At 50.8% G+C, this 26,995-nt stretch carries 26 protein-coding genes; 7 read left to right on the top strand and 19 right to left on the bottom strand.

Annotated elements, in window-relative coordinates; translation table 11 throughout:
- Window positions 1-7: 7 nt before the first annotated feature.
- The 3 genes from ACO0LD_RS13930 to ACO0LD_RS13920 form a co-directional block, all read right to left on the bottom strand.
- The gene (locus ACO0LD_RS13930) at window positions 8-2,647 is read right to left on the bottom strand and encodes a TonB-dependent receptor plug domain-containing protein (RefSeq protein WP_423007735.1); all 2,640 of its coding nucleotides are present in this window, start codon (window positions 2,645-2,647) and stop codon (window positions 8-10) included.
- Between the two features lie 460 nt (window positions 2,648-3,107).
- Window positions 3,108-4,001: a hypothetical protein gene (locus ACO0LD_RS13925; protein ID WP_423007733.1), complete on the bottom strand. Its 894-nt coding sequence runs from the start codon at window positions 3,999-4,001 to the stop codon at window positions 3,108-3,110.
- 201 nt (window positions 4,002-4,202) lie between these two features.
- Entirely contained in the window at window positions 4,203-5,117 is a 915-nt protein-coding gene (locus tag ACO0LD_RS13920) for a helix-turn-helix domain-containing protein (RefSeq protein WP_423007731.1), read from the bottom strand.
- A gap of 337 nt (window positions 5,118-5,454) precedes the next feature.
- On the opposite strand from ACO0LD_RS13920, the gene ACO0LD_RS13915 reads away from it, so the two are divergent.
- Together ACO0LD_RS13915 and ACO0LD_RS13910 are read left to right on the top strand one after the other, a co-directional pair.
- Window positions 5,455-7,395: a prolyl oligopeptidase family serine peptidase gene (locus tag ACO0LD_RS13915; RefSeq protein WP_423007729.1), complete on the top strand. Its 1,941-nt coding sequence runs from the start codon at window positions 5,455-5,457 to the stop codon at window positions 7,393-7,395.
- Entirely contained in the window at window positions 7,392-9,548 is a 2,157-nt protein-coding gene (locus tag ACO0LD_RS13910) for a hypothetical protein (protein ID WP_423007727.1), read from the top strand. Before ACO0LD_RS13915 ends, ACO0LD_RS13910 begins: the two co-directional genes overlap by 4 nt.
- A gap of 166 nt (window positions 9,549-9,714) precedes the next feature.
- Here the strand turns inward: ACO0LD_RS13910 and map are convergent, their stop codons facing one another.
- The 10 genes from map to ACO0LD_RS13860 all read right to left on the bottom strand — a co-directional run bounded on the left by map (window position 9,715) and on the right by ACO0LD_RS13860 (window position 17,149).
- On the bottom strand, window positions 9,715-10,482 hold the full coding sequence (gene map, locus ACO0LD_RS13905) for a type I methionyl aminopeptidase (protein WP_423007725.1): 768 nt from the start codon (window positions 10,480-10,482) through the stop codon (window positions 9,715-9,717).
- Window positions 10,479-10,691, bottom strand: a complete 213-nt coding sequence (locus tag ACO0LD_RS13900; protein WP_423007723.1) for a ParD-like family protein — start codon at window positions 10,689-10,691, stop codon at window positions 10,479-10,481. The genes map and ACO0LD_RS13900 overlap by 4 nt, the downstream gene beginning before the upstream one ends.
- Window positions 10,692-10,722: 31 nt before the next feature.
- Window positions 10,723-11,577 (bottom strand): DUF72 domain-containing protein, encoded by an 855-nt coding sequence (locus tag ACO0LD_RS13895; RefSeq protein WP_423007721.1) that lies wholly within the window; start codon window positions 11,575-11,577, stop codon window positions 10,723-10,725.
- Between the two features lie 181 nt (window positions 11,578-11,758).
- Window positions 11,759-12,304 (bottom strand): lysostaphin resistance A-like protein, encoded by a 546-nt coding sequence (locus ACO0LD_RS13890; protein ID WP_423007719.1) that lies wholly within the window; start codon window positions 12,302-12,304, stop codon window positions 11,759-11,761.
- A gap of 43 nt (window positions 12,305-12,347) precedes the next feature.
- Entirely contained in the window at window positions 12,348-12,953 is a 606-nt protein-coding gene (locus ACO0LD_RS13885; RefSeq protein ID WP_423007717.1) for a response regulator transcription factor, read from the bottom strand.
- Entirely contained in the window at window positions 12,950-14,107 is a 1,158-nt protein-coding gene (locus ACO0LD_RS13880) for a sensor histidine kinase (RefSeq protein WP_423007715.1), read from the bottom strand. The genes ACO0LD_RS13885 and ACO0LD_RS13880 overlap by 4 nt, the downstream gene beginning before the upstream one ends.
- A 37-nt stretch (window positions 14,108-14,144) precedes the next feature.
- Window positions 14,145-14,564, bottom strand: a complete 420-nt coding sequence (locus ACO0LD_RS13875) for a globin family protein (protein WP_423007713.1) — start codon at window positions 14,562-14,564, stop codon at window positions 14,145-14,147.
- 50 nt (window positions 14,565-14,614) lie between these two features.
- Window positions 14,615-15,244: a GGDEF domain-containing protein gene (locus tag ACO0LD_RS13870; protein ID WP_423007711.1), complete on the bottom strand. Its 630-nt coding sequence runs from the start codon at window positions 15,242-15,244 to the stop codon at window positions 14,615-14,617.
- A 312-nt stretch (window positions 15,245-15,556) separates the two neighbouring features.
- A complete protein-coding gene (locus ACO0LD_RS13865; protein ID WP_423007709.1) occupies window positions 15,557-16,921 on the bottom strand; it encodes a PLP-dependent aminotransferase family protein in 1,365 nt (454 codons plus the stop codon).
- Between the two features lie 9 nt (window positions 16,922-16,930).
- Window positions 16,931-17,149 carry a hypothetical protein gene (locus ACO0LD_RS13860; RefSeq protein WP_423007707.1) on the bottom strand — a complete coding sequence of 73 codons (219 nt, stop codon included), beginning with the start codon at window positions 17,147-17,149 and terminating at the stop codon, window positions 16,931-16,933.
- Between the two features lie 128 nt (window positions 17,150-17,277).
- Here ACO0LD_RS13860 and ACO0LD_RS13855 point away from each other — a divergent pair, with 128 nt between their 5' ends.
- Entirely contained in the window at window positions 17,278-17,703 is a 426-nt protein-coding gene (locus ACO0LD_RS13855) for a globin domain-containing protein (RefSeq protein WP_423007705.1), read from the top strand.
- A gap of 31 nt (window positions 17,704-17,734) precedes the next feature.
- On the opposite strand, the gene ACO0LD_RS13850 is transcribed toward ACO0LD_RS13855, so the two are convergent.
- The 3 genes from ACO0LD_RS13850 to ACO0LD_RS13840 are packed head-to-tail and all read right to left on the bottom strand — an operon-like array spanning window position 17,735 to window position 19,816.
- Window positions 17,735-18,628, bottom strand: coding sequence for a DKNYY domain-containing protein (locus ACO0LD_RS13850; protein ID WP_423007703.1), 894 nt, complete (start codon window positions 18,626-18,628; stop codon window positions 17,735-17,737).
- Window positions 18,629-18,663: 35 nt separating this feature from the next.
- On the bottom strand, window positions 18,664-19,455 hold the full coding sequence (locus ACO0LD_RS13845; protein ID WP_423007701.1) for a hypothetical protein: 792 nt from the start codon (window positions 19,453-19,455) through the stop codon (window positions 18,664-18,666).
- A gap of 58 nt (window positions 19,456-19,513) precedes the next feature.
- Window positions 19,514-19,816 (bottom strand): hypothetical protein, encoded by a 303-nt coding sequence (locus ACO0LD_RS13840; protein ID WP_423007699.1) that lies wholly within the window; start codon window positions 19,814-19,816, stop codon window positions 19,514-19,516.
- Window positions 19,817-20,255: 439 nt separating this feature from the next.
- Here ACO0LD_RS13840 and ACO0LD_RS13835 point away from each other — a divergent pair, with 439 nt between their 5' ends.
- Entirely contained in the window at window positions 20,256-22,295 is a 2,040-nt protein-coding gene (locus ACO0LD_RS13835) for a hypothetical protein (RefSeq protein WP_423007697.1), read from the top strand.
- Window positions 22,296-22,392: 97 nt separating this feature from the next.
- On the opposite strand, the gene ACO0LD_RS13830 is transcribed toward ACO0LD_RS13835, so the two are convergent.
- Window positions 22,393-22,923 (bottom strand): SH3 domain-containing protein, encoded by a 531-nt coding sequence (locus tag ACO0LD_RS13830; protein WP_423007695.1) that lies wholly within the window; start codon window positions 22,921-22,923, stop codon window positions 22,393-22,395.
- 228 nt (window positions 22,924-23,151) lie between these two features.
- On the opposite strand from ACO0LD_RS13830, the gene ACO0LD_RS13825 reads away from it, so the two are divergent.
- Window positions 23,152-23,793 carry an ABC transporter ATP-binding protein gene (locus ACO0LD_RS13825; protein WP_423007693.1) on the top strand — a complete coding sequence of 214 codons (642 nt, stop codon included), beginning with the start codon at window positions 23,152-23,154 and terminating at the stop codon, window positions 23,791-23,793.
- A 7-nt stretch (window positions 23,794-23,800) separates the two neighbouring features.
- Here the strand turns inward: ACO0LD_RS13825 and ACO0LD_RS13820 are convergent, their stop codons facing one another.
- Together ACO0LD_RS13820 and ACO0LD_RS13815 are read right to left on the bottom strand one after the other, a co-directional pair.
- Window positions 23,801-24,235, bottom strand: coding sequence for a cupin domain-containing protein (locus tag ACO0LD_RS13820; RefSeq protein ID WP_423007691.1), 435 nt, complete (start codon window positions 24,233-24,235; stop codon window positions 23,801-23,803).
- A complete protein-coding gene (locus ACO0LD_RS13815; RefSeq protein ID WP_423007689.1) occupies window positions 24,232-25,158 on the bottom strand; it encodes a LysR family transcriptional regulator in 927 nt (308 codons plus the stop codon). The genes ACO0LD_RS13820 and ACO0LD_RS13815 overlap by 4 nt, the downstream gene beginning before the upstream one ends.
- A 142-nt stretch (window positions 25,159-25,300) precedes the next feature.
- Between ACO0LD_RS13815 and ACO0LD_RS13810 the strand changes: the two genes are divergently transcribed.
- Window positions 25,301-25,840, top strand: coding sequence for an ester cyclase (locus tag ACO0LD_RS13810; RefSeq protein WP_423007687.1), 540 nt, complete (start codon window positions 25,301-25,303; stop codon window positions 25,838-25,840).
- Between the two features lie 15 nt (window positions 25,841-25,855).
- Window positions 25,856-26,722 (top strand): polysaccharide deacetylase family protein, encoded by an 867-nt coding sequence (locus ACO0LD_RS13805; RefSeq protein ID WP_423007685.1) that lies wholly within the window; start codon window positions 25,856-25,858, stop codon window positions 26,720-26,722.
- Window positions 26,723-26,995: the final 273 nt, after the last annotated feature.

Here is a 26,995-nt window from a genome sequence, read left to right as displayed (position 1 = left end):
GATCACCTTATAGTTTGTAACTCGCTCGCACATAAAACGAACGACCTATCGGATCTCCGAACCTCGGGTCATAGCCGGTTTGTGCATTCGGCGTTTGATTCGAGAACGGTGGATTGGTGTTGAGCAGGTTCTTGATGCCAGCCGACAGTGTCAGGTTCTTGAAGCCGGTATAACTTGTTGCCAGGGTCCAGATAGAATTGGCTGACACATCTCGCTTGAACTTGTCTTCCACCAGGTTCTGATCGGTATAACCGCCAGAGTAACGCTGGGACAAGGTGGCCGACCATGGACCTTGAGACCAGCGGACAGCGGCATTATGGCGCCAGCGTACCACGCCGTTATAGACGCCTATGTTGTCAGGCGTTTCTCCGTCTATGGTTGTATATGTATCCTTCAATACATACGAGCCATTGAACCAGCCGTCGATAGTGCCGAAGGAGAATGGTGCGAGACGCCATTGCGCTGTCAAATCCAGCACCTGCGTCATGACTTCTCCCGAATTACCTAGCGATGACACATTGATGTAGTCAAGCGCGGTGCCGGCAGCATTGTAGTGATAGCGATCGCGGTACTTGTCGAAGTCATTCAGTATCATCTGTTCGTACAGCACTTCGCCGATTTGATCGCGAATTGAGATCTTGGCATAGTCCAGCGATACAGTCAGTTTTGAATTTGGTTCAAATACCATGCCCAGCGAATACGACTTGGCGCTTTCGGGTTTGAGATCCCGGTTCCCGCCGACGTGTGTGGGCAAGTTCATGTTGCAGGAGATATTGGGATTCACGCCAGCTTTTGCTACACCGCCCGGACACAGCAATGGGTCGTTGTACTGCGTAGACGTAATGCTGCTGACGACAGGACCATTCAACTCGTAGAGCGTAGGCGCGCGAAAACCTGTATTCATAGAGCCGCGCAAAAGCCACATTTTGGAAGGCTGATAGCGGAAACCAATCTTGGGATTGAAGCTGTTGCCCGCATCGTTATAGCGATCATAACGCGCAGCGACCTGTGTTTCAAGTTCACGGGTGATGGGAATATTGACTTCTGCAAAGACCGCTGAAAGACTGCGGGAACCGCTGGTATCCTTGGCTGCAACCAGGCCGCTGGCACGGGATATCATCATCTGGTCCAGGGGGCCACGCTTGACAATAAATTCCGAAGTCTCGCGCCGTCCCTCAACTCCTACAGAAAAGCCCAGTGGACCGGCAGGAAGCTGCAGCAGGTCGCGCGTTGCACGCATGTCGAAACCGGTATTGCGGGCAGTTGCGGCAATGACCTGGCCGCGTACCTGTGAGCTTGCCAGCAAGCTAGCCCCGGCAGCATCTTGCGGCCCGAAGGGATTCAAGACGCCGTTATTGATGCCGTTTTGTATCGCCTGGTCATTCAGATAGCCTGCGCTTAAATCTTCGGTCACTCTGGTGCGCGCAGTGGTGATGGAACCACTGAGTTCCCATCCTGCTACCGTACCTGAGAGAGATGCCACCAGACGATCAGAAACACCGAGATTGGTCGCTTCACGACGGCCACCTTCGACCGTGCGCCAACTGACGGTCAGGTCTTCGCCAGTGAGGCCAGCAACGGCTGGCGTACCACCTGTGCCGCCTGGGTACCATTTGCTGCTGGAATGCATGATCAGGCCAGTCATCGGTGGTGGCGCGATGCGATTGATATTGGTACTTTCGCTATGGAGCAGCTCCAGGCCGACTATGCCATCCTCGCCGATTTTCAGTGCAGCCTTGCCGAGAAAGCTGCTTTGCTTGGTTTCTGGAATGTCATCGACAAAGCGCGCGTAATCCTCGCGACAGGTCTGGTTTGTCGTGCTCTTGATGGCATCGGGCAGCAGGCAACCAGACGCAAAACTTGGGTTGCCTGAAATGCCTGCGGTGGAAAAGAAGTTGGCCGGAAAGGTCGTGCCGCTGGTCTTGCTGATACCTTTGTCGGGCAAGATTCCGGTTGCTGAAAATGCGCGCTCCGTCGCCATCAACCGCGCCTGTTCATGATGATCAATCGCGCCGAATACATTGTAGCCATCTTTGTCGAGATCACCGAAACCAGAAGTGATGCTGAAGCGCTTTTCCCTGGCGCCGCTTTGTTGTGGCGTGACCGCTTCCAGCGTCACGGTCGTGCCCTTGACCGAGCGCTTGGTGATAAAGTTGATGACCCCGGCAATCGCATCGGTGCCATAGATATGCGAAGCTCCATCGCGTAACACTTCTATCCTGTCGATGGCCGCAAAGGGGATGCTATACAAGTCTGCGCTGCTGCCGTCATAGGGGTGATTGGGCAGACGATGGCCATCCAGTAAAATCAGCGTGCGCCCATCGCCAAGGCCACGCATATTGGCAGAAGATTTACCGCCGGTTTCTGCGCCGACGTTACCAGCAGCTACCGTGGTTTGCTGGTTCATCGACAATGAGGTCATTACTTCTTCTATTGTCGTCATTCCTTTTTTAACGAATTCATCTGCCTTGATCACAGTCACTGGTAGTGCTGTCTCGGCATCGATACGTTTGATTGACGATCCGGTGACGGTAACGCGCTCAATCTTTTCTTCTTTTGGCTTGTCGGCTTCCTGTGCTGATGCGTTGACAGTCATGCCGCCCAATAGCAGAATTGCACTGCCATAATGTAAACTTTTCTTAATCACTGCGTCTCCAGTCTTCTTGCTATTTGAGTGAATCACCGGCACCTCTTGGTGTGCCGGGATATCGCTGCGGTGATGAAGACGATGGTGATGCCAATGATTATTTTGCCGATTGAATGCATCGATCAAAAATTGCGATTCAACATCACGATTCAACATCATTTACGCAGATACGATGGAGTCGAGTATTGCCGCGGGAAAAATTTTCTGCTTCACATTTCTTGCTGAAGTTATCGAAACCTGCTCAAAAAGCTTTAGTCAATTTATAGAGTTACTTGGCAGTGATGTGATGCGAGTTTGGTAGGGTGCGCCATGCGCACCATTTATTAACGCAGGCATGAGCATTTGTGGATAAAGCCATACATCTCCAGGGATGTTTGACGAGCAGGGCGGTGCGCGCGGCGCACCCTACACATTCAACTCGCTATTTTGCTTCAATACTATCTGTGATGTCGGCGCTTGCTTATTTTAATTTCGTTACATCCTGTGCGCGTTGCATAAAATAGTCCTGTCCCATCGCGCCACCACTCTGCTCCTGTAGAAAACGGATCATGAAACGGTGCTTGCTGGCGAGGGCAGCGTCATTGGCAGTCCATTGCAGCACGCGATGGGCATAGCCTGGGGTCATCATCCAGCCAAACATTTCTGCCTTGTCTTCTTCCGGGCCATACAGCGCATAGCGGCTCACCATGCCAGCGGCAGGATGCCCGAGGTTGATGAAGCCTTTGCCATACGCCGTTGCGCCGCCATTGCCATATGACACGTCAGCAGGATTAAGGGCTAGCCAGAAAGGATCGCGGTAGTAAAAGTCAGCGTATGTGCGGTGTTCGATAAAGTGATAGAACTCGTGATGTATGCGTAACTCCATCCCCGCGAGGCAGATGTCTTCATCGTTATCAGAATAAACCACACTGGCAGTCTGTGGTGCTGGCATGGCACGCCGCCGCTGACCGTCCACGCTCAGGTTCTTGACCAGGGCGATATCACTCAAACGCATGCGCTCAAACAGAACAGCAGGATAACGTTCCAGCGCAGGCAGCACGACACTGAGCAGGCGTTGCAGGCGCAGCCTGTCAGCTTCGCTATCGATGAAGGTTTCAGCTTCAGGTATGGTCCATACAGCCTTTAAATGCAAGGCTGCCAGACGTGCTTCTGCCAATGCTTTTAACTCGGCCAGCGTGGCTGCCGCTGGGGCAGCCGCGCCATAGCGAACTTCGATAGGGCACTCGGCACGCAAGCTGTCGGTTTCTGGCTGGCTGGAATTGCCAGCCGTTGTTGCCAGCGAGCTGCAGCCTGAGATAAAAAGCGAGGCGACAGCAGCATAAAAAATTGGCAAGCGATGGCGCATAGGGTTCATTCTTTCTTCGGGCGTTAGTGCTGGACGAGGAAGATCTTATCCGGAAAGCAGTAGCGAAATGCTCAGCTTTGCAGCGTGAGAATTTTATCCGAATAAACAGCCTGCCGCATTGTGCAGGGGCAAGCTCGCTGCCATGCTACAAATCCTGCCAAAATTGCACAATCCTGTTGCAATAAGCGCACCATGAGTCCCCCGTGCCTGTCAGGCGCAGCTGGAATGATTGCGCCGGAAATTGGCAGGGGGGATGCCATAGCGCATGGCAAAAGCGCGCGAAAAATGACTGACATTATTGAAGCCCTGAGAAAAAGCAATATCAATGATGCGGGCGTCGCTTTCGAGTAAAGCCAGGCTGGCGCGTTCCAGTCGTAATTTCATGACGTACTGATGAGGCGGAAGCCCGACAGCTTTGCGGAACTCCCGCGAGAAATGCGATTCGCTCATGGAGCAGGAGTCAGCCAGGGCGGCAATCGATACATCCTCGGCCACACACTCAGAAATATGCGCAAGCACTTTTTGCAAACGTGTGCCGCAAAGGCTGCTAGGCTTTTGCCCAGGCAGGGGTTGGGAATAATTCTCCAGCAAATAGCTCGCCAGTGCGGTAATCATGCTGTCGCAAAACTGTTGCGCCAGAGGCCCGGCCAGCATCTGTGCATTGAGCAGCTTCCAGACCAGATCCAGGACCATGCGGTCTGGCGTGAATGGGATGTCTGCCAACGCGGATGGTGTTTCGGAATCACGCAAGCGACCCAGGGCGCTGATGGCGTTGGTGGGGATGAAGATATTGACTATGTCGCAGCTACTCAAACGACGCCAGCGCCCTTGCGAATCAGGCGGGCAGATACGAAAACGATTCGCACCTATCATGCCACCGCAGACTGCGCGTTCACCATTCCAGATCTGTGATTCCAGGGGTTCCAGCAAGACCGCAATGCGATAATTGTCCGCGTGCGCGCCTATGGTCTGTATCGACGTATCTGGCGTGTCGGAAGACCAGCGCACGATGGATGCTTTGGACATAGGCAGAGGCCCAATGCAGTTGCGCAAGGGGCCTGTGACGCCACCACGCCGGAACCAGTCAACCAGACCTTCTGGGTTATCAATAGTTGGTTCTGACATGTTAAGACCCCCTCTCAGGTATCAATTGCGGCAAGTCTGATCATTTCTAAAAACACGCTGAATAAGAACTTTCTTGCATTGCAAGGCGTTTTTCATGTGCTGAACCAGTATTGCAGCAGCATTGCCGCACGTCTTGATTATTCCCGATAGTTTCGATGACGAAATCAGCATAGTGATGCCACTGGCCGGGATGGTGCAGTGATTGTGCCGATTTCCCGCAAATATGTGCGAACAAGCATCAAGCCCTTTTTCACGCCCGATGGTTAACTTTGCTGCATTTAAGGAATGCAAGCGATTTGCGCTCTCCATTATTAAGCCATCATCAGGAAATATTTCAATGACAATAGAAGCAGTTCTCGACGTACTTGCCAGCTTGCGCTTTGCTTCCGACCTTTCTTTTAATAAAAATGGCGATGCCGTGTTCGCCAGCATACGAAACGCCAGCAGCGAGGCCGGAGTGCCTAATCCCAGCCGTATCTGGCGATTTGATGCGGCAGGTGCGCAGCAACTCACCGATGGCCCGCACACTGCCATACTTGTCAGGCCTTCTCATTGCGACGACAGGCTGGCATTCGCTTCGGATCGTGATTGCGCAGGCAAATTTGCGCTCTTCCTGCTGGATACTTCCGGCGAAGTAAAAGGTATAGGTCAGGTCCCAGGTACGATCGAGGATTTACGCTGGTCTGCAGATGGCAGTTCTATCGTCGTCCTTGCTGCCGACCGTGGCTTGAATGGCGGTGCGACGCGTGCCGCCACCAGGATTTGGTGGGGCGATGCGCAAGAGCCTGAAATCACGCCGGGTGATACGATACGCCGTCGGCTATTTCAGGTCAGACTAGCTTGCGGCACAACCGAAGAAGTCGGGCCGTGCGAACACAGCGTATGGGAATTTGATCTGGTGCCAGGTGGCGCAGTCGCCATTGCTTCGCGCGATGCCAGCGAACGTGGCTGGCATCATGCGCAGTTGCTGCAGGTTGATTTTGACAGCCGTGAGGTGACAGTCTTGCATACCCCTGTCTGGCAATTGCAGGGACTTGCGGCCAGCCCCGACGGCAGCAAGCTCGCTTTTGTGGAAGCCTGGGCCAGTGATCGTGGTCTGGTGGCAGGTGAAATGCGCATACTTGATCTTGTGACTGGACAGGTGACAGTTCATGGCCACGACCAGCAATCCAACCTGACTTCTATCCATTGGCTGTGTAATAACAGACTCTGGTTTACCGGCTGGCAACGGTTGGGAACAGTGTATGGCGTGATGTCAGTTGATGGTGATATAGAGTGGCAACAGCAAGAAGATGCAACGCTGGGTGAAAATAGCTATACGGCCCGCATTGCAGTATCCGCCGATGGCAAGATGATTGCTACCATGCGCGAAACTACTGGCATGCCGCCGGAAATTTACTGGAAGCGTTTGCATGAACCTGAATGGACGCGCATCAGTGACTTGAATCAACAAGTGATTTCTGCGCTCCCTGATTATCCGGCAGTGCATCACGTCGCATGGCGTGGCAAGGATGGTCTGGCGCTTGAGGGGCTGGTTTTATTGCCGCGTAATCGTGGTGATCAAGCATCGGCACCTTTGCCGATGATAGTCGATATCCACGGCGGCCCCAGCTATGCAAACAAATACAGTTTCAATCCCGGCAGTGCTTTGCCTTATGTGCTGGCTGGTTTTGCAGTTTTCCTGCCCAATTATCGTGGCAATGCTGGCTGGGGGCAAGAGTTCGCCCGCATGAATCTGGGTGATCCAGCCGGTGCCGAATTTGATGATATTCAAGCCGGTATCGATCATTGCATCGCACTTGGGTTTGCCGATGCAGAACGTCTGGGAGTTACCGGTAGCAGTTATGGTGGCTATCTCACAAATTGGGCGGTGGCGACCACCCAGCGTTTCAAAGCTGCCGTGCCGGTTTCGTCGATTTCCAGCCATGTCAGTTGCCACTATACCTGTGAACATGATTTTCACAACTTCATCAATGGTGGACCATTGACGGAAAAAGCCAATATGCATATCGCCCTTGAGCGCTCTCCGCTAATGCAAATACGTGATTCTATAACCCCCACATTATTGATACATGGTAGCGATGACCGTTGCACGCCAGTGAGCGAGGCGCAACAATTTTACGCAGCCTTGCGCGAACGTGGCGTCACCGCAGAGCTGGCGATCTACCCGCGTGAAGGCCATGGCAGCTTCCGTGAACGTGCTCACCGCATCGACAGCTGGTTGCGTCGCATTGCCTGGTTTGAAAAGTATTTGAAATTGGATGGGGTAGCTGCATGAGCAGGATTTTGCAGATGTTGAAGCACATGCAGATCGCGCGCGTGCTTGCGCTGACTGTGTTAACCATGCTATCGCTATGCTTGCCTTCGGCCGCATCCGCACAATCGACATTAAATGTGAAGCTGGAGCAGGCTGTATTCCAGGGGCTTACTGGCATCAAGCTACGCAGCAGCGTGCCATTGAGCGGCATCACTGCTGCCGATATCCTGGTCAGGCGCGCCGATGGTTTGATCGTCGCTGCCAATGATATTCTTGATGTCAAGATCAAGGGTGACGAGTTAACTATCTCGCTCAGTGCCTCTGTTTTTGCCCGCATCAGCGCTAAAGGTACAACCGTCGCGAGTCGCTCATTTGGCAAGTTCGCGGCGACCAGGCCTATACCGGTATTGAAGACAGGTGAGCCAACTGAAAACGGCTATCTCATAGGCACCAGTGGCTGGACTGATGAAGGTTGGAATACTGTCGTCACTGATCCAACATATGTTGATACGCTGACCGGGCAACGCGGCATGTATCGCTTCAGCAATACCAGGCCAGATCGCGACACTGGCGGACACCTCGTCGCAAAAAATGCTGCAGCGACAAGCACACCCACCCTGCGCACGAAAACCATGCTGGTCTTGTTTGTGGAATTTCCCGACCGCAAAGCTGCCGATGCAGAAGCACAATACAAGCAATTCAGCCAGTTCGGCCCCTACCTGAATTATTTGCAACCGGCAGCTAACTGGTTCAACACTTCGTCTTATGGGCAGTTGCAACTTAAACTGGTTTCACCTCAGCATAACCGCAAGCTGGACTGGCTGATGCTGGGGAAGAACGCAAAGGACTATAAATGGGGCGGCAATACGGAGGACACCGGTGACATGTTTCACTACGCCCACGATGTTGCGCAACTCGCCTATGAGCGCTACGGTATTCGTGTTGATGCCTATGATTTGCTGTTGATCATACCCGCGCAAGGCAAGTCCGGTTTACCGAACGGACCAGCCACGATCAACGACCAGTATATGGGACAGACGCAAGTGCCGTCGCGTGTGGTAATGGTCGAGCGTGATGGCAAGGCTCACACTCTGGGCACCTTCGTCACAGCCGGGAATGATCTGTTCATCTGGGGTTATCGCTGGCTTATCCACGAGACTGGCCACACTTTCGGCCTGCCTGATTTATATATGTACAAGCCTGAGATCAATGGCAAAGAAGTTGATCGTTTCTTCTATGTCGGTGGATGGGACATGATGGGCAATATAGGGGGACAGTCTCCGGATTTTCTTGCCTGGCATAAGTGGAAAATGCACTGGATACGTGACGATCAGGTGGATGTTGTCAGCCATGCCAGCGAGCTACCCAGTCATCATGTCATCAGTCCGGTTGAAATGCCAGGTGGCAGCAAGATGGTCGTGATACGCACAGGTTTGGCGACAGCTTACGTTGCTGAATTCCGTACCAGACTAGGTGTGAATAGTGAGAACTCGCAGGCAAAGCAGGCAGGCGTGTTGCTGTACAGGCTAGATGCATCGCTGCCTGAAAGTGGTGAGAAGCCCGTGTTACAGATCATATCGAGGCAGTATTACCATAGCCCTGAGGTAGGTGGCGAACGTAATCTGACGGGCGTATGGCGTCCGGTCAACAAGAGTCTGGATGGCTATGAGCAGGGGGCGACCTGGCAAGCTGGCGATGTTTTTTCTGATCCGGCAACGGGAGTAACTATCCGTATAGACAGTATTGCCAATAGCACAGACACGTCGAAAGCTGATGGCCGTATTTATACGGAAGAAGATACGGCATCAATAACTGTCATCAAGCGCAGCAGTGCTCAATTGAACCGGAAGATGATATTGGCAAATGCGACTCTGCGCAAGCTCAGGCATTTGCATTTTACGGTTGACGTGGAGCAGGCGGCAGGTGAGCCAAACTGGTTTGTTCTTCAGCGTTCACGCCTGAGTGCAGAGCATGTCTTGCTCAGGCAAGCCAACGGAAAAGTCATCCCTGCTGATCAGATAAAATCATTGAAGATCACAGATCAGGAAGTAGCCATTGAATTTAAACCCGGGACTTTCACCAATCCAAAGATGGCCCGTGGCTTGCAGTTGGCGACCAGGCCTTATTTCAATATCGGCGCTGCTATCGGCATACCTGTGCGGATGGAGCCTTAAAGCTGCAATGATAGAAAGATGAGACATGGTTTATGTCTTGTAGGGTGCGCCATGCGCACCTTTTTTTGACGTATATGTATGTTACTGTGCATGAAACCTTGCACCTCTGGAGTTTTTTCAGGAGGTGCGGTGCGCACGGCGCACCCTACAAATATTCAGTCTGGACTCAGTTCAAGGCTCTTTCCCCGGCGCGCAGTGTCAGAACCTGCACGCCGTTTTTTGTGACCGCCACGGTATGCTCGAACTGGGCGGATAATTTCCCATCTATGGTAACTACTGTCCAGCCATCATCCTCGGTCTCGACGTCATGACGGCCCTGGTTGATCATGGGTTCTATGGTGAACACCATGCCTTCCTTTAATATCATGCCTGTGCGTGGCCGTCCCCAGTGCAGCACTTGCGGTGGTTCATGCATTTCACGGCCTATGCCATGCCCGCAATATTCTCTCACGACCGAGTAACCGTTTTTTCTGGCATGGCTTTCAATGGCATGGCCTATATCCCCCAGCCTGGCGCCAGGCCGCACGGCCTTGATGCCTTTCCACAGGGCTTCATAAGTCACTTGCACCAGCCGTTTGGCAGATGCTGTCACTTCGCCGACCAGATAGGTTTTGCTGGAGTCGGCGATAAAACCATTCTTTTCCAGGGTGATATCGAAATTGACGATATCACCATCCTGCAGGATTTCTGTTGCCGATGGTACGCCATGGCACACCACGCTGTTGCGCGATGAGTTCAAGGCATAGGCATAGCCGTACTGACCCTTGCTCGCCGGGCGAGCCTTGAGTTCATTGACGATGAAGCTGTCGACCAGGTCATTCACCTGCATGGTGGACATGCCGATCAGGTTCAATTGATCCAGGTGGGCAAATACAGTCGCCAGCAGCTTGCCTGATTCTGCCATCAGGGTGATTTCTTCTGGTCGCTTGGTCAAGTTAAGGCTCCTCTGAATGCCAGCGGTTCTACACCTGCGGCCCTCAGTTCGTGTACCACAATCTCATTGAAAGACATGGTCGGGTTCATTTCGCACAACATGCCTATCTTGATCCAGAAGGCAGCTTGCGCATTGATGGAGCGGCAGGCCACAGAGCTGGCTTTGCGCAACTGGTCGTGCAGGTCATCATCAATGTTGACTATGCCCATATGATATCCTTATATACGAAACGTATACGAATTATATAGTCACTTTATGTGGTCGCGCAAGGGACTTTGTTGGAGTCGGGTTTTGCTGTCTTTGTAAAGTCACGGCGTTTGGGAATGCTGCTCCCTCTGCCGTGTTGTCGAACACGCACCAAATATGCTTTCCCTTTTTTAATAAAGTAGCAATACGCAGAGACAAGTTTTCCAGATAGGCTTGGTTGTAACTGGATTTATACATGTGTGGACTGCCATGAAGCCGCAAATAGACAGTGGACGCTGTGATGGGGAAGTTATCCTGTAGCACTTCATATCCTGCAATACCTGGATCTGCTGCGACAAGGCAAATTTCATTTTCAGTTAGCAAGTCGAATGAAGCAGGCTCAAACCAGCTTGCATGACGTGGTTCCAAGGCAAGCGGGGTTTCACAGAGCTGCTTTATCTGACAAAGAAATTTGTGCACAATTCCATAGTCGAATGGCAAGCTGGGAGGAAGCTGTATCAACAAACATCCTAATTTTTCTTCCAGTCTGGAAGTTTCGAGAATAAATTTTTGTAATTCATATTCACAGTTCTTTAAGCGCAGAACATGAGTAATGGCTTTGGGCACTTTGACTGAAAAACGAAATTCTGCAGGGACGCTATTTCGCCATCGTGCATAGGTCGATGGCAGATGTGAGCGATAAAATGAAGAGTCGATCTCAACGCCCATCAGGAATTGTGCATATCGCTCTAAATGCGTCAGTGTAGATTCCGTATCTTTTGAGAAATTTATTTCGTCCTGCACCTGAGCTAATGATGGAAATTGCTCTAATAATTCCTTATTTATCAGACTTGGTACATTCCAGCCTGCACAAGCGCAAATAAGGGACGGCGTTAGCGGTTGGCTCATATAGGCGCATGAATGAAATAAATAATTAAAAATGGTAAGACGAAGGTGCTGCTTGTATAAGCAGCCGTGTCTGAAAAATATGTAAGAAAACAAGCCGTCTCAGTTTTCGATATTTTGCAGAGACTGAACTGGGCGATGCAAAGGCTGGATTCTTCGCTTATCAAGTTTTCAATGCGGTTACTCAGGCCAGTGACTGATAGATAGAAAACAGATTGCCACTGATGTGCAAAATGATGGGCGGCCAGATTGATCGTGTTTTATAGCGTGCCATGCATAAGAATATGCCATCGATGATGAGTATGATTTGCGTCGAACTATCATATTGAAGGTGTAATGGTGCCCATATGAGTGATGGCAGGATGATAGCTGCGGCGGCTCCCAGCTTCTTGTTAATCCAGCTAAAGAAAATGCCTCGCCAGGCCATTTCTTCAGATACTGGTCCTATCACCCCAATTGCCAGTGTGCGTATCAGCACTACAGACAACGGCATTGCGGGCCAATGCCTGGCCTGGGCGAGATTGAACAGGCCACTTATCACTTCTTCCAGAATGATCAGCAATACCCACAGAACCAAGAATACAGCGGCAGTGGATATGTTGAAGCCCCGAAAACCAAAATCTTCACGCAATGAAAATTGACGGTAATGTGCAATCAGCAGCATGGCCAGGATGCCTGTAACAGGAATGGCCAGCTTTGTCAGCGCCGACATCCAGGTTTGATCAATCATGGGAAGTGCCTGGAAAAGTGAAGAACTATGGATTTAAGTGTGGCTATAACCAGCCTGCATCACTGGCAATCCTGTAGGCCTCACCACGGTTCCTGACATGCAGTTTGCCTATGGCATCCGACAGGTAATTACGCACTGTGCCTTCGGATAAATGGATTTGTCTGGCGATGTCGGCATTGCCAGCGCCAGAGCCTGCCAGGCGTAGTACCTGGCGTTCGCGTTCCGATAAAGGATCGTGCGGGCCGTTCCAGCCCTCCATGGCGAGTTCTGGTGCAATCACGCGGCCACCTGCCTGCACAGTGCGGATTGCGGCTGCCAGGCTGTCTGAGGGCGTATCTTTCAGGATATAGCCGCGCACGCCGCTGGCAGTGGCGCGGCGCAAGTAGCCAGCGCGGGCGAAGGTGGTCAGCATGATGACTTTGCAAGGCAATTCTTGCTCTGCAATACTGGCAGCCAGTTCAAGTCCTGTCATGACAGGCATTTCTATATCGGTCAACAAGATGTCAGGGCAATCTTTGTAGCAGACTTCCAGCGCCTGCTGTCCATTCTTTGCCAGCGAGATGACTTGCATGTCTGGCTCAAAGCGCAGCAGGGCAGCAAGCGCGCCTGATACAAGTGCATGGTCTTCTGCAATCACGATGCGTATCATGCCGTACCTTTGATGGGGAGCAGTATTTCTATACTCAGGCCATTTGCATGACGGAGGTTGATTATGCCTTGCAGGGCATGAACGCGTTCTGTCATGCCATTCAAGCCACTGCCTTTCCTGATACCTTTATCTGCTTCTTTGGCAAGTCCATTGTCAGCAACGATCAGTCTGATATGGCGGGAATCAGAAGACAGTGTGATTTTGCATTGGCTGGCTTTGGCGTGCCGGATAATATTGGTAACGGCTTCTCTTAAAGACAGCGCGATAACATTTTCTAGTGGCTGTGGAATGTGGCATTGTTCTATCAGTGAAATCATGTTGATTTCTGCCGCGTGCAATGCTTTTTTTGCAGTACTCAATTCTGCATTTAAATTACTTGCACGGCAGTTGCGTACGGTGGTGCGCACTTCTCTCAAAGTGTTGCGGGCACTGTGTTCTATATCGATTAATTCATGGGCGCAGGCGCTCAGGTCAGTCTTGATCAGCTTGCGTGCCAGGTCAGCCTTCAAGGCGATGACTGATAGCGTATGGCCAAGCACATCGTGGATGTCGCGTGAAATTCTTTCGCGTTCGGCGAGACGGGCATGGTTTGCTATCTCTTCCTGTGTACTTAGAAATTTTTCATCTGTGCGTGCATATTTTTCCAACAGTATGCTGGCCAAGCCAACCGGTATGCAAAACAGCAGTGTGGGTATAAGAAAATCAGCGGGCAACTGCCACGCAGCGTTGGCCATCAATAGCATTGCGCAAACTATATACAAGACTGCATAGGCAGTGCGAGGATTTTTAATGCGCGAGCACATACCGACACCGACTATGACAAATGCGGCAGCACCTGCATTGCAGGGTGCCCACAATATGCCCGTGATAGTGGCAGCGATAATGCAGCTCATCAGACGGCGGTCATCACCTCTTAAGCTGTATTCAAACAATAATATGAAGCTGGCCAGTGTCGCGATCACCATCAGCAGCTCGCCAGTGTGTGGAATGGTTTTTGTATATTTCAACAAAAACCAGGCTAGCAAAATCAACCAGAAAAAAGACGTGGTGTTATCTCTGACATTATCCCTGGCATTTCCATCATCCCCTGCACGGTTTGATAGTGTCATTGACGCAGGGATAAAATCACCAGTCTTTCCAGATGCAAAGTTCACTTTGACGTTCCTCTTAAAAAGAGTACAAGATTTTTCTTCAAGCGGCGACAGTGGCTCGTGATGCCGTAATCATCACATTTGCCATCACACCATACACCGTTGCCCAGGCATCTTTGGTCTCGTTGGTGAAGCGATCGCCCAGACCTTGCCCCAGTGTTTTTAACAAGGCAGCACCGACTGTCTGATAGTGGGATTCTTTGACTCCGTAACCATCATGACGCACAGCCAGGCCCTGCAGTACCGGCACCAGATTATCCAGGTCATTGAGTTTGCCAACAGCTGCACCTATCATTTGCATGAGCTTTTTCCCCTGCTCTGTCATGTCACCTCTGAACATTGGTTTGAGTGATGGATCTGCTGCAAACAGATTCTGATAAAACAGGGCAGCCGCCTGTGGGGCGATAGTGGCGACTTGTTTCCAGGAGTCTTGTACGAGTGTGACAGTTTGTTGGTTCATTTTAAATCTCCGGTTGAAAAAGCTTGGTATGGTTTACTAAAAATTTGCGCTTAGTCTGCAGTGGCAGCTTTGCTTTGGTACATCTGCAAGTCAGCAGCTTGCAGCCAGGCCTTGGGTGGGCCAAGGGCGGCATTCACTTCTGAAAAGCCGAGAGCGAATTCCAGTGGGATGGATATGTGTTGCTGCTGCCAGCTTATCTGCAAGACAGGGATGGCTTCGAGGAGTTTGCCGACTATCTGCTGCGTTTCTTCAGCGTTTGTGTGCGGCAAAATCACGGCGAATTCATCACCACCAAGACGACCGAGAATGTCAGTAGAACGCAAATTTTTTTGCAGATAGACCGCGACCAGCTTCAATGCCTTGTCACCGACATCATGCCCATAAGTGTCGTTGATTTGCTTGAACCGGTTCATGTCCAGCATGATCAGCGTGGTCGGCACTGCATAACGCACCCATCTGTCCCAGGCCATATTCAATTCTGCAATGAAGCCGCGACGATTCAATAATCCAGTCAGGATGTCAGTGCGGTTTTCAATTTCCAGGTCAGAAATGAAACGCTTCAGGCGTGAAATTTCTTCCAGCAATACAGCTGTAGTCTTGTTTTCATTTTTGCCAGTCGGCACGGCAGATACGAAATCTTCTTGATATCTTTTGTAAAATATTTTTTGTGAGGTTTGCATAAAAATCTTTTTTCATAAACAGATAAATATTAGTCTGCATAGTATTGCTTACAGATGGACGCATTGTTAGATACAAGGCAGCGCTTTCTGCATGAATACAAGAGTGTTCAGAAAGTACGACATGCTCAGATGCTCTTAAGCAGTATCAGACAATGGTGTATAAGTGCGCCTGATCATGTCTTAGCACGGGAAGAAGTATGTTGGAGGCGAGATTTTGCAAATAGATACAAGCAGAGCTCTTGTCGGTAGATACAAAATAAAAAAAACGGGTAAGTACCCGTTTTTTTTCTGCGTCACTCTTATGAGAAAGTGCTAATAAAATCCACGCAGATAAAAACAAAATGCAGTCAGTGACTGGCGCAGGGGATCGGTCAGTGCGATTGAGGTATTCACGCAGACACCATTCGAGACCAGTGCAATCTGTGGTGTCTCGGCTTCATCCAGCAAAGGCCAGTTGGCGCGGATTTGTGTTTGTATTTCTTCTGCACTGATCTTGCCTGGAAGAGGTAACCAGTAACTATAGCCGCCAGGCATATCGGCCAGTTTGACGGTGTTGCCCAGCACCAGGCGAAGTATGGATAGATATTCACCTGTGCGTGTTTTTAATTGCTGGCGGTATTTGCGCAAGTGCGGTACATGGCTGCCCTGGGCCAGAAATTCTGCCAGGACGAGTTGTGATAATTCATTGACGCTGCTGGCCGATGCGCTTTTCAAATACTCTATGCGTTCACGCCAGCTACCGGCGGCCAGCCAGCCTATGCGCAATCCGGGTGCCAGGGTTTTGGAGCAAGAGTTGACGTAGATAACATTGCCTTTGAGGTCAAAGGATTTCAATGTCAGTGGACGTGCACCATCATGTTGCAGGTCACCATAGACATCATCTTCTATGATGGTGACGCCATGTTTTTCTGCCAGCCGCAAAAGATTGCGCTTCACTGGCAATGGCATCAGGGCACCAGTGGGGAAATGGTAATTGGCAACCAGCATAAAAACCTTGGGCGGATCATCTCCTTCCAAGATAGCCTGTACCTCTGCCAGAAATTCCGGCGCATCTACACTGCTGTGCACAGTCACTGGTGTCAGGGTAAAGGTTTCCAGCAGGCGGCTATACAGGACGCTGACCGGTGCCTGTACCAATACCTTGCTGCCAGCTTCGCTGGTTGCCCGCAGGGCCAATAACAGGGCTTCTGTCGCGCCCTGTGTGACGATTAATTCTTCCTCTTTCAGGAAGCAGCCGTTCTCAGCACTACGTTTTGCCAGCTCGGCACGCAGGCGTGGATGGCCATAGGCCTGGGCATGGCGGGTGGACAGAAATGGGTGACGGCGTATCACGCTGCCCAGCAGGCTTTGCCAGCGTTGTTCGGGGAACAGGTCTTCAGCCGGCCCCCACTTCAGTACACTGGCAGACATGTTTTGCAAATCTGCCTGGGTATGTGCTTGAGGTGCCGACATCTCTTGCCGGGCTGGTGGTTTAACAAAATAGCCAGCCTTGCCACGTGGTTCAACCAGGCCTTTTTCTTCCAGGGTATGCAGGGCATTAGTGACGGTAGCCAGGCTGAGCTGGTGTTGCTGCATGAGTTCACGTACCGAGGGGAGGCGTGCATTGACAGCCAATTTTTTGCTCAATATCGCATCAGCCAGTTCATCTGCCAATATTTGATACTTGTTCTTTGTCACAAAAAATCCTCAATTTTGCAAGAATTTACCAGGCCATCCGCTGATGTAATAAGGGAAGGCAATAGAATCTGATGAAACTCGCAGTGCAACATTGCCTCCAATACTTATAACATATCCGGTACGGGCTTGAGTACCAAATAGTGATACTGCCCATGCATACTGAAGTATGTATTTGTCTGCATAGCCAGTTTCTTCTACGCCAGTGACGATACCGGATATACTGAACATCTATTCATTCCAAAGTCCAAAGACTGCTAATTCTGAAAGCAAGAGCCCTACCGATGACCAAGGCACCATCAGCACCATCTTCTCGCGCACCCAGTAAAGCCCAGCTAGCCGCAGCTGAGCAATGGTTGATGACTATTCAAGACGAAGTCGCCGCGCTGATCACATCGGGCTGGGATGCGGCAATTGCAGCGCCGGGTGATCTGGCGGTTGATTTTTATCGCAAGCTGTTTGCTGCTGCACCGGCAGTAATCGAATTATTTTCCGGTGACATGACAGAACAGCAGGGGCGCTTGACCCATACCTTGGAAGAAACCGTGGCACTGGTACATCAGCCTGAGCATTTGCTATTGCTGTTGCGTGCATCCGGGGTGCGCCACCACCATTATCAAGTGCAGCAGGCTTACTTTGGCGTGATGCGAAATATCCTGATTGATACGCTGGCAGAACGCGGCGGTGCCAAGTTTACTGCCGCGCATCGCAGTACCTGGGAAGACTTGTTTGATAATATGGCGACGGTCATGCGACATGGCATGGCTAGTGCTGCAAAAAACTAAGCAGCATAGTAAAAAGTAGCGCGCAGGACTCTTATGGTGATGCCTTGACGCGTTCCCCTGCACTGTATTGCCCGGTTTTGTCTGCCGCGTCAAAATTGCCGTTGAAGCGTTCGACCATGGCAAAACTGGGTGCGTCTGCGCCCTTTAGTAATTTTCCATAATAGAAAACCTGACGCGAAGTTTTTGCATATCCCATCGCCAGATACTGCAATGAGACTACATCGTCTTTGCTGATGACATCGCCATGGTAATAGGCTTTGTTACTATCAAGGGCATAGCCTTCTTCCATTACTTTGAATGTTTCGTAGCTGACGTTCCTGAGGCTGCCGCCTATGTTGAATCCATCGACGTAGTAAATTTTTGTCCGGTCTTTGGCATAGTGTGCATCCAGCGCTGTGAAAGTAAGCCCATCACTGCCGGCAATCTCGGTTTCACGGTAGTAGCCACGTAACTTGTCTTTGGCGAAGAAATGTTCCAGCAAGACGAAGCTGTCAATATCCTGCACAGGCACGATCTTGTCTTGCCTGAAAAGATGTGATTTATCCCTGGCCAGATAGCCATCGCTCATCATGCGAAAGCTGGCAGGGTCAGCGTCTCTGATTTTTTTGACGACGGTGCGTTTGATGCTCCAGTATTCCTTGCTGTCACGCTCAGTGTCGCAAAAAAATACCATGGACTTGTCCTTGGCATAGTATTTACTCAGCACCTGGAAACTGGCACTGTCACTCGCATCATTGCCATTAAAAATGGGCATGCCCCTGTAATAAGCGTAACGCGCATCTTTGGCAAAATAATCATCTATGGGGGTGAAATTGACGAGGCCATTCTGGCTGTCCATGACTATGCCGTCGTAATGCCATTTGCCATTTTTTTTATAATAGGCTGATTCATTACCGCATCCGAACAAGAAGGAGATGATGCCCATCAATATGATGCAGGGTGGGTATTTTCTGATTTTCCTTAACATCTGTCTGAGCCTGGATTCATCAAACTGCGCAGATAGCTTGCATGCTTTGCCAGACTGGCGATACCGCCGTAGCCATGCGTTGGTGTCTGGCTAATACTGTTTGTATAGGAAGCCTGCAATTGTGCAAGTACGGTATCAGGGTCAATCTGGCAGCGATAACGGAAGAACAGATTAGCTTGCTGACCCGCAAAGTGCTGTGCCACATCTACTGCTGCATCTATGATGACACAGGGTTCTTGCCATTGCTGAGCCAGTACACCTATGGTCTTGAACGGGCTTCCTGACGATTCTATCATCCACGTTGCTTTACCACCGCTGATGGATGGCAGGAAATTGCCCACGCGTATTTGCTCAAGCAAGCTTGCCAGGCTGGTGTTGGCAGGGACGGCAATGTTTTCAGCATGTGACACCGTGTCATCGCCAGCATGTACACTGTCTCTGTCTATACGTATGTGCAGCATGGGTGATTCATGCTTGTTGCTATCACTGCTATCGTTGTGATTGTTATGTTGATTGCGCTGGGCCAGCAACGCACCGGCTGCATTGCCTGCGATGAACAGGATAGCCAGCGGCCACACAAACATCAGTGACAAGCCAAAAATCCAGCCCAGTACAGCACTGCCAAACAGGTTTGCCAATAGCAGGCTACCTATTGGTGCGGCGAATATAAAAGCCATGATCCAGCTAAGGTAAGAGCGCTTGCCCGCGCCAGGCGGCTTGCGCCACCAGCCATACACAAAGCCAGCTAGGGCCAGGCCCGTTGCCACAAATGCCCAGTCAGACATCGTAATTCTCCTTGAATAGTGCGCTTCGTTTGACGATGCCTGACTTTGGCAACATGGATCAGAATGCTGCAGAGACGCCGTCTATACGGTCCAGACGGATGACGATACGGCTGGCTTGCTGGTTGCGTCCAATCACATATTTTTCTTCCAGCGCAGTGACTACCATGGCGACATTGGTGCCGCTGGCATGTATGGTGACGCCCTTGTTTTTCTCTTTGCTTTCAAGCAGGGTAGAGCGCAGCTGGTCTTTTTCATTGGCGGAACTCGGATCGGCAGCACCTGCGCTGCCGGTGGCTACAACAGAGGTCAGCACCAGTGCCTGTATCAGGTGTGTCAGTTTCATTCGGGTCAGTTCGATCATGATGTATGTCTCTTTCTGGAGGGATTGAAATTAAGATTGGATAAGTTTGCACCTGCGCTGTCGTCTCGAATAGATACAAGTCTTGCTCTAGTGCATAGATACAGGGTAGATACAAGCGCGATACAAGGTAAATGCAAGGTAGATACAAGTTAAAAAGAAAGTTTCCTCAGATTTTACTTTCCAGCATCCTTTCAGACGAATCAGTAAGGAAGCCTGTCTGTGAATAAACTATTTTCCATATGAAATTTTTCACAAACGGAGTCTGTATTCAATATGCTAAATGTCATATAAAAACCTGACGACCGACACTTACTTTTTGAATGCAGACTTGTGATGATACTCGCCAGATTTGAAATCCGTATCTTCAATTTTTTGCGACAGCATACATTTGATTTCATTTACTTTCATTTTTAGCTGTCGCATCGTCAGGAGGAATAGTATGAAAATTCATCAAAAACTGTATCAAAAGCTGTATCAAAAGCTGACCCGGGCACTGGTTTTTGGCTTTTGTCTTGTCCTTGTTTCAGTGACCGCAATTTCACTGTCTGCACAGACAGCAAACGCCGTCACTACCCCGGCTCGTATAGGGTTCTCATCCAAAACCGTGGGTTTTGAAGCCAGCAATGCGCGCAATGCCGGTTCCATGGAATATGCGCTCATCGAATTTATAAGCGAGACCGGTGCGACAGACCCATCAGTAGCTATCACGGTCAGCAGCAGTAATCCTGCGCTGATTACAGCCAACAAGGTCGCTGTCGCTAATGCACTAGGCAATTATTTGCTGGCAGTGCCCGCCAATGCACCTTCAGGCAGCGCCACTATTACGGCCAGTGCGACGGTGGCGGGGGTGACTTATACCCGTTCAAGGGTGTTTGTCATTACGGTGGCCAGCACCGGCATACCGCCTGTTTCCGGTTCATCCACCATCATCAGAGCGACCACGCCGACCATGAATGCAGACCAGTCGGGTTGTGCTGCCATCAACTACTATGATGTGGGCGTGGGCAAGATCTATACTGCATTGGGCCAATTGCCATGGAGCCAGTTGAAAGGCTGCGACACTGTCAGGATTTATGCCAAGCCAAATAATGTGCCCTACCATGAAATGATCTTGATTTCAGCAGGTACCAATCTGGCACCGACTGCACCGAATAAATTCATGCGTGTTATCGGCGTACCTGATCCGGTGACCGGTGCGCGACCCATCATTGATGGTGCACCAGATGCCCAGGGCAAGTTGGCAACCCAATTGGAGACATTGCCAGGCCAGGCTGCCCGTACCCTGCAATATCATGACAATGCCAGCAACACGCGCGCACTGTATAAACTGGGTCTGGTCATGGTGGGGCCGCAGGCTGGCTACAACTACAATAATGGACCGGTGGGTTATATCGGTATCGAGAATCTCGACATACGCAACTCTGTCTATGGCAATTCCTTTTCAGATGCACAGGGCCAGAAAACAGATAGCTATGCTGCCTTCGGTACTTGCCTGTTTGTCGAAGCTGCGGCACATCTGGTGGTGAAAAATAATGTCATGCACAATTGCGGTAACGGCCTGTTCATTAATTCCAAAAACGGTACTCTGTTTGAGTTGTCGCAAGATGTGCTGATCGAAGCTAATACCTTCTACAACAACGGCAATGCACCTGTCCCCAATGTGACTAATGGTTACTCCGAACACAATAGCTATACTGAAGCACGCGATATCATCTTCCAGTACAACTATTTTGGTGATGTGCGTCCAGGTGCGTTTGGTGATTGCTTGAAAGACAGGTCATCTGGCCTGATCGTCCGCTACAACACCTTTGCATCAAGCTGTGGATTGCAACTGCACCTGATGGACTCTACTGGCGGCAATGCGCTCATCTATGGTGAACCTGCTTATGCCTCTACCTACGTCTACGGCAATCTGTTTGATGTGACGCCGGGTAGCAATAGCACCAACCTGGTCAATTATGGTGGTGACAGTGGTCTGACAGCAAATTACCGTCAGGGTACCTTGTTCTTCTACAATAATACGATGGTGGTAAGAGGTGACGCTACCCATGGTATTTATCCAGAGACACTGATGTTTAATCTGGGCATGCCCAATGCTGTTGCTGATGTCAGGAATAACCTGTTCTATGCATTGCCAGTCACCCCGGGCTCGCCAGGCAAAGTGCAGGCCATGGCGCTGGGCAAGGGTACTGTCAATATGACGAATAACTGGGTCTCGCCAAATGCCGCGCAGTATTGGGTGGGGCATCTGACAGGTGCAGTCGTGAACGGCTGGAATACCAATCTTGGTGCCAATAATAATCCGGTATTGGCGAACGTGGCACAGCATGATTATCGCCCGGCAGTTGGCTCGCCCCTGATCAATGCGGGCAATGGACTGGGTAACCTGACATCCAATTTGCTGCCAGTGGCACAACCTGGTGCTGTGATATTGCGCAAGCAGGATGGCATGATAGACATTGGCGCATTTGAATTTTGATGCATCGATGATCCAGTCATAGTTGAAATCGCAGATGTAAAAAAGCCCGCTGCTTGCTTTATGATTGCAAGCGGCGGGCTTTTAACTTGCGCTTATTTTATGAGCAGGTCGTCACAGGATTACCGCAATATGATCCAGGCTGCATCCATCCCTTCGTGTTTTTATACTGTATTTCCAGCCATTCGCCATTACAGCTTTGTACCGATGCGCCTGCATCGGCAGGGATTTTTCCGGTCATGGCGCTCTGCGCCGTCGGGCTGGCACGCAGGCTGACGCTTGCTCGCGCATTGATACCAGTCAAAGGTGCAAATACCCAGCCCTCACCTTTGAAATACATCTCACCACCCACGCCGCTGACCTGGCGAACTCGCAGCCATTTTCCGGCAGAGCCTGTGATTTCCATTTGTGAATCACTATCTTTGATGGTGGCCAGCACCTTGTGTTCAGAGCCCGGGCCGCTGCGGATATTGCTGCCCCTGGTATCAGGATCAATGGAGAAAACTTTGAGTTTGCATGCGGTCACTTCAGGCTCAGCATGCGCCACATTGCAGTACAGCGCGCTGATCATGAGCAGCAAGCTGCAAAAACTGCAGTTTGCAGTTTTGGATAGATGGAATGGTGTATTCATGGTCACCGCGATCGGGTGTAAAGAGATTAAGTGGATGGGGTACCAGCTTAAAAAGTCTAACACGCTTTATTCAAGGCAAGAGAGCGATTGAGACAGATAAGTGAATTGAAATTATGCGAGGCTATTTCATCAAAGAGTGAAGTGGCAAGTAATTGCTGCTACGCCAGTGTCTTTTCCTGATGACCGCTTATACTATGCGTCATCACCAAATAAATAGATGCCTGCGCAATGACAACCACGAGCAACCAGAAAAACATTATCCTGCATGCGACCGATCTGACTTTCCATTATCCTGGCCAGCCTTTGTTCAGCAACTGGTCTTGTGACATACTCGCAGGAATTACGCTGGTGCTGGGCGGTGATGGCCGTGGCAAGACCAGTTTGCTGCAATTGCTGGCAGGTGAATTGCCTGCACAAAGCGGGCAATTACAGCTTGAAGATGCATCTTTGCCTGGGCAGCCTGACGCATACCGCAGCCAGGTATTCTGGGTAGATCCGCGTACTGATGTTTATGATCAAATGCCTGTGCCTGACTATTTCGCTACCGTGCGCAAGGCATATCCCCGCTTTGATGATGGCATATTGACGCAAGCCATAGCGGGTCTTGGTTTGACACCGCACGTCAACAAGCAGATGTTCATGCTGTCGACAGGCAGCAAACGCAAGGTCTGGCTGGCTGCGGCTTTTGCTGCCGGTGCCACAGTCAGCTTGCTTGATGATCCCTTTGCTGCGCTGGACAAATCATCGATAGAATTTATCACCGCCATGCTGAATCAGTTTGCGTCAGATGTATCAAAGGCCTGGGTGCTGGCCATGTATGTCACACCGCAAGGCCTGCCTTTGTCCGGGCTGATAGAGCTGGGTGATTGATCAAGCTTTAATGAGTGACATTCGGATAGCTGACGATGATGCTTAGCGGTTCAGACCCTACTTGTTTTATACCTACCACAGCACCCTTGTATAAATAAGCAGTCATGCCAGCTTTTAAAGTCGCAGTCTTGCCGTCAGAAGTGACATTGCCTTCGCCAGAAAGCACGTAATAAATTTCGTCATGCGTAATTGGATGCAAACCTATCTCTGCCTTGGGATGCAGGATGCGTTTCCTGAACTCCATGCTGCGCGGTGTGGGTGCGGCATCACTGATGCGGTAAGCGGTTGACATGCCAATTGCGCCGTGCGGTGGCGCTTCTTCTCGTTTGACATCCTCTTCATTGATGATCACCATGGCGTGTGCGGTGTCAACTGCTGCAGCCTTGCCTGCGTAAGCGCAAGTGAAAAGTATGCTGCAAAATAATGTAGTGGATATTTTCATTTGTTCCTCTGTGGATGGTTCTTGTTTTCTGCCTCGGCAAATTCTGCTACCAGCAAATCTATGAACAAGCGTGTGCGCATCGGTAAATAGTGGCGCGATGGATACATGACCTGTATCGGTGCGCTGATGTCTGCCCATTCTGACAAAACTTCAATCAATTCGCCGCTTGCCAGTGCTGCTGCCACATCCCAGACAGATCGCCTGACCAGGCCCAGGCCTGCTATCGCCCAGTCATGTGCCTGCTCGCCATTATCGGTGAGCCAGTTACCGCGTACCCGGATGGTTTGTTCTTCTTGTGATGTGAGCGAATGAAAATGCCAGTCTGCATGCATGGCACTGGATGATTGCATGAGTATGCAACTGTGTTGTAATAAATCGGTTGGCATTTCTGGTTTGCCATGTTTGGCGATATACGCGGGAGCTGCGCAAATGACGCGGCGGTTGGCGGCCAGTGTGCGTGCAACCAGGCGTGAATCATTGTTCGCGCCTATCCTGATAGCACAATCAAATCCAGATGCCAGCAGATCAATCAACTGGTCACTCAGCGAAAGCTGTACTTGCAGTTCTGGATATCGGCTGGCAAATTTTGCCAACGCCGGGCCTATGTAGTGCCGGCCCAGGGCGACTGGCGAAGATACCCGGAGCATGCCACGCGGCTCTGCCTGGCCTTGTCCCAACTCAGCTTCTGCATTGGCAACATCCAGCAAGATGGCCTGGCAGCGCTCGAAATACAGTGCTCCTTCTTCCGTCAGGCTCAGGCGGCGTGAGCTGCGTTGTAGCAGTCTGGTACCCAAGGCTGCTTCCAGCCTGCTCATGCGCTTGCTGCCTACGGCTGGCGAAAAGCCCAGTTCACGTCCCGCTGCAGACAGACTGCCGCTGAGTACAGCCTGCACAAACAACTTCATATCAGCCAGTTCAATCATGCACCAATCACCTTATCTGTTCTAAATTGGAATAGATACTATGCTTATTAAGTCTATTTTCAATTAATTGGAATGGTAGCACAGTAGTGTTCAGGCGAATTTCGCTTTACATATCAGTATTAACCATACAGGAAGGAATATCATGCATGCCAAATTCTTAGCAAGCCTAAGTCTATTACTGGCCATTAACTCGTACGCAAACACAGCTTGTGCGCAAGACAACTTGCCGCAGCCGCGCAACATCATTGCCGACAAGTCCCTTCCGGCAGCGCAACAGCAAGGCATGGCACTGGCAGCGCGGCGTTACTACGCTTTCTGGAATACTGGTGAGACACAGTTTGCGCAAGCCGCACTGGCCGATAATTTTATGGACAGAAATTTACCCGCAGGCCGGCCACAAGGGCCGCAGGGCGCTTTGTTTGCATCAAAAAATTTCCGTGCTGCCGTACCGGACCTGAAGCTGGAAGTGGAAGAGATGTTGCTGGTGGGTGACCGCGTGATAGGTCGCCTGCATTTTAGCGGTCACTTCAGTGGCAGCTTTCATGGACAGCAAGGAGATGGCCGCAAGGTCGATTTCATCGCAACCGATATTTACCGCATCGCCGATGGCCGTATCGCAGAGAACTGGCATCTGGAAGATAAGCTGACTTTGCTGCAGCAATTGGGCATCATCAAACAATGATATAGGGAGTTTGAAATGAAAAACAAAATCAATCCGCCTGACGGTCAATTTTGGCCAGGTGGCATGCGCATGGTTGTCTCTGTTTCCATGCAGTTTGAAGCCGGTGCACAATCAGAACACCAGAATGGTTCACCTTTCCCTGCCATGGAAGACACCAGCCTGCCTGATTTGCCTGCCCGTACCTGGTTTGAATATGGCGCACGTGAAGGCATACCGCGCATGCTGGATTTGTGGGACAAATTCAAAATACCCGTGACTTCACACATGGTGGGACAGGCTGTGTTGCAAAGACCCGAACTTGCCCGGGAGATCGTGCAACGCGGCCATGAAGCGGCAGCACATGGTCACAGCTGGACGCCACACTGGACCATGAGTGAAGCCGAAGAGCGCGCATCGTATATCGCCAATATCGCGGCAATAGAAAAGGCAACAGGCACGCGGCCAGTAGGTTTTAATGCCTTCTGGTTACGTGGCACGCCACGCACCCTGGGGATATTGCAGTCACTGGGTTTCACCTATCACATTGATGATCTCGGCGCAGATGAACCGATGACGACCATAGTCAATGACAAGGCCTTTGCGATTGTCCCCTACACCTTGCGCAATAATGATATTGCCCGCTTTGGTGCGGAGGGGCCATTGACGGCGCAAGCCTTTGGTCAGGAATTGCGCGATGAATTTGATCAGTTATATATGGAGTCAGGGTACAGGCGGCGCATGATGTCGGTCTCCCTGCATGACCGCATAGGCGGCACCCCGGCACGCGTTAAGATCATGGGAGAATTCTTGCAGTACGCGTTACAACATCCGGGTGTGGTCTTCATGCGCAAGGACCAGATTGCTGAGCTGGCTTTGAGTTTGCCAGGTGTACCAGTGAAATAATTTGACTGTGTCAGGTCGGGGCGGGATGCACGTACTATCTAGAACTCATTTCATAAATAGGATGAGTGCGAACAAGACGATTTGGGATGCAGTGCAAGGCCTAAGGTGTGTACCCTGTGCAGCTAAGGCTCATGCCTTAGCAAAGGAGGGGTGGCATACTAAGCGCAGCAATGCGCCCAAATCGTCAGTTCCTGAAGGGTTTGCCTCATAACGCGCGCTGGACTGCAGGTATTGACAATTCGACTCGTTGTCAACAGGCAAAGCTATTGACGG

Source organism: Undibacterium sp. Ji83W (assembly GCF_049340385.1).
Taxonomy (GTDB): Bacteria; Pseudomonadota; Gammaproteobacteria; order Burkholderiales; family Burkholderiaceae_D; genus Undibacterium.
Note: the sequence above shows the minus strand (reverse complement) of the source record. Positions and strands in the feature narration are given on the sequence as shown.

Excerpts from the sequence above, each read along its gene's own strand:
- ACO0LD_RS13875 (WP_423007713.1), bottom strand. The coding sequence starts at position 14,564 with ATGAACCAACAAACTGTCACACTCGTACAAGACTCCTGGAAACAAGTC.
- ACO0LD_RS13805 (WP_423007685.1), top strand. The coding sequence starts at position 25,856 with ATGAAAAACAAAATCAATCCGCCTGACGGTCAATTTTGGCCAGGTGGC.
- ACO0LD_RS13895 (WP_423007721.1), bottom strand. The coding sequence starts at position 11,577 with ATGAGCCAACCGCTAACGCCGTCCCTTATTTGCGCTTGTGCAGGCTGG.
- ACO0LD_RS13910 (WP_423007727.1), top strand. The coding sequence starts at position 7,392 with ATGAGCAGGATTTTGCAGATGTTGAAGCACATGCAGATCGCGCGCGTG.
- ACO0LD_RS13810 (WP_423007687.1), top strand. The coding sequence starts at position 25,301 with ATGCATGCCAAATTCTTAGCAAGCCTAAGTCTATTACTGGCCATTAAC.
- ACO0LD_RS13825 (WP_423007693.1), top strand. The coding sequence starts at position 23,152 with ATGACAACCACGAGCAACCAGAAAAACATTATCCTGCATGCGACCGAT.
- ACO0LD_RS13840 (WP_423007699.1), bottom strand. The coding sequence starts at position 19,816 with ATGATCGAACTGACCCGAATGAAACTGACACACCTGATACAGGCACTG.
- ACO0LD_RS13820 (WP_423007691.1), bottom strand. The coding sequence starts at position 24,235 with ATGAAAATATCCACTACATTATTTTGCAGCATACTTTTCACTTGCGCT.
- ACO0LD_RS13900 (WP_423007723.1), bottom strand. The coding sequence starts at position 10,691 with ATGGGCATAGTCAACATTGATGATGACCTGCACGACCAGTTGCGCAAA.
- ACO0LD_RS13925 (WP_423007733.1), bottom strand. The coding sequence starts at position 4,001 with ATGAACCCTATGCGCCATCGCTTGCCAATTTTTTATGCTGCTGTCGCC.
- ACO0LD_RS13885 (WP_423007717.1), bottom strand. The coding sequence starts at position 12,953 with ATGATACGCATCGTGATTGCAGAAGACCATGCACTTGTATCAGGCGCG.
- ACO0LD_RS13835 (WP_423007697.1), top strand. The coding sequence starts at position 20,256 with ATGAAAATTCATCAAAAACTGTATCAAAAGCTGTATCAAAAGCTGACC.
- ACO0LD_RS13830 (WP_423007695.1), bottom strand. The coding sequence starts at position 22,923 with ATGAATACACCATTCCATCTATCCAAAACTGCAAACTGCAGTTTTTGC.
- ACO0LD_RS13855 (WP_423007705.1), top strand. The coding sequence starts at position 17,278 with ATGACTATTCAAGACGAAGTCGCCGCGCTGATCACATCGGGCTGGGAT.
- ACO0LD_RS13920 (WP_423007731.1), bottom strand. The coding sequence starts at position 5,117 with ATGTCAGAACCAACTATTGATAACCCAGAAGGTCTGGTTGACTGGTTC.
- ACO0LD_RS13815 (WP_423007689.1), bottom strand. The coding sequence starts at position 25,158 with ATGATTGAACTGGCTGATATGAAGTTGTTTGTGCAGGCTGTACTCAGC.
- ACO0LD_RS13860 (WP_423007707.1), bottom strand. The coding sequence starts at position 17,149 with ATGTTCAGTATATCCGGTATCGTCACTGGCGTAGAAGAAACTGGCTAT.
- ACO0LD_RS13850 (WP_423007703.1), bottom strand. The coding sequence starts at position 18,628 with ATGGGCATCATCTCCTTCTTGTTCGGATGCGGTAATGAATCAGCCTAT.
- ACO0LD_RS13890 (WP_423007719.1), bottom strand. The coding sequence starts at position 12,304 with ATGATTGATCAAACCTGGATGTCGGCGCTGACAAAGCTGGCCATTCCT.
- ACO0LD_RS13915 (WP_423007729.1), top strand. The coding sequence starts at position 5,455 with ATGACAATAGAAGCAGTTCTCGACGTACTTGCCAGCTTGCGCTTTGCT.
- ACO0LD_RS13870 (WP_423007711.1), bottom strand. The coding sequence starts at position 15,244 with ATGCAAACCTCACAAAAAATATTTTACAAAAGATATCAAGAAGATTTC.
- ACO0LD_RS13845 (WP_423007701.1), bottom strand. The coding sequence starts at position 19,455 with ATGTCTGACTGGGCATTTGTGGCAACGGGCCTGGCCCTAGCTGGCTTT.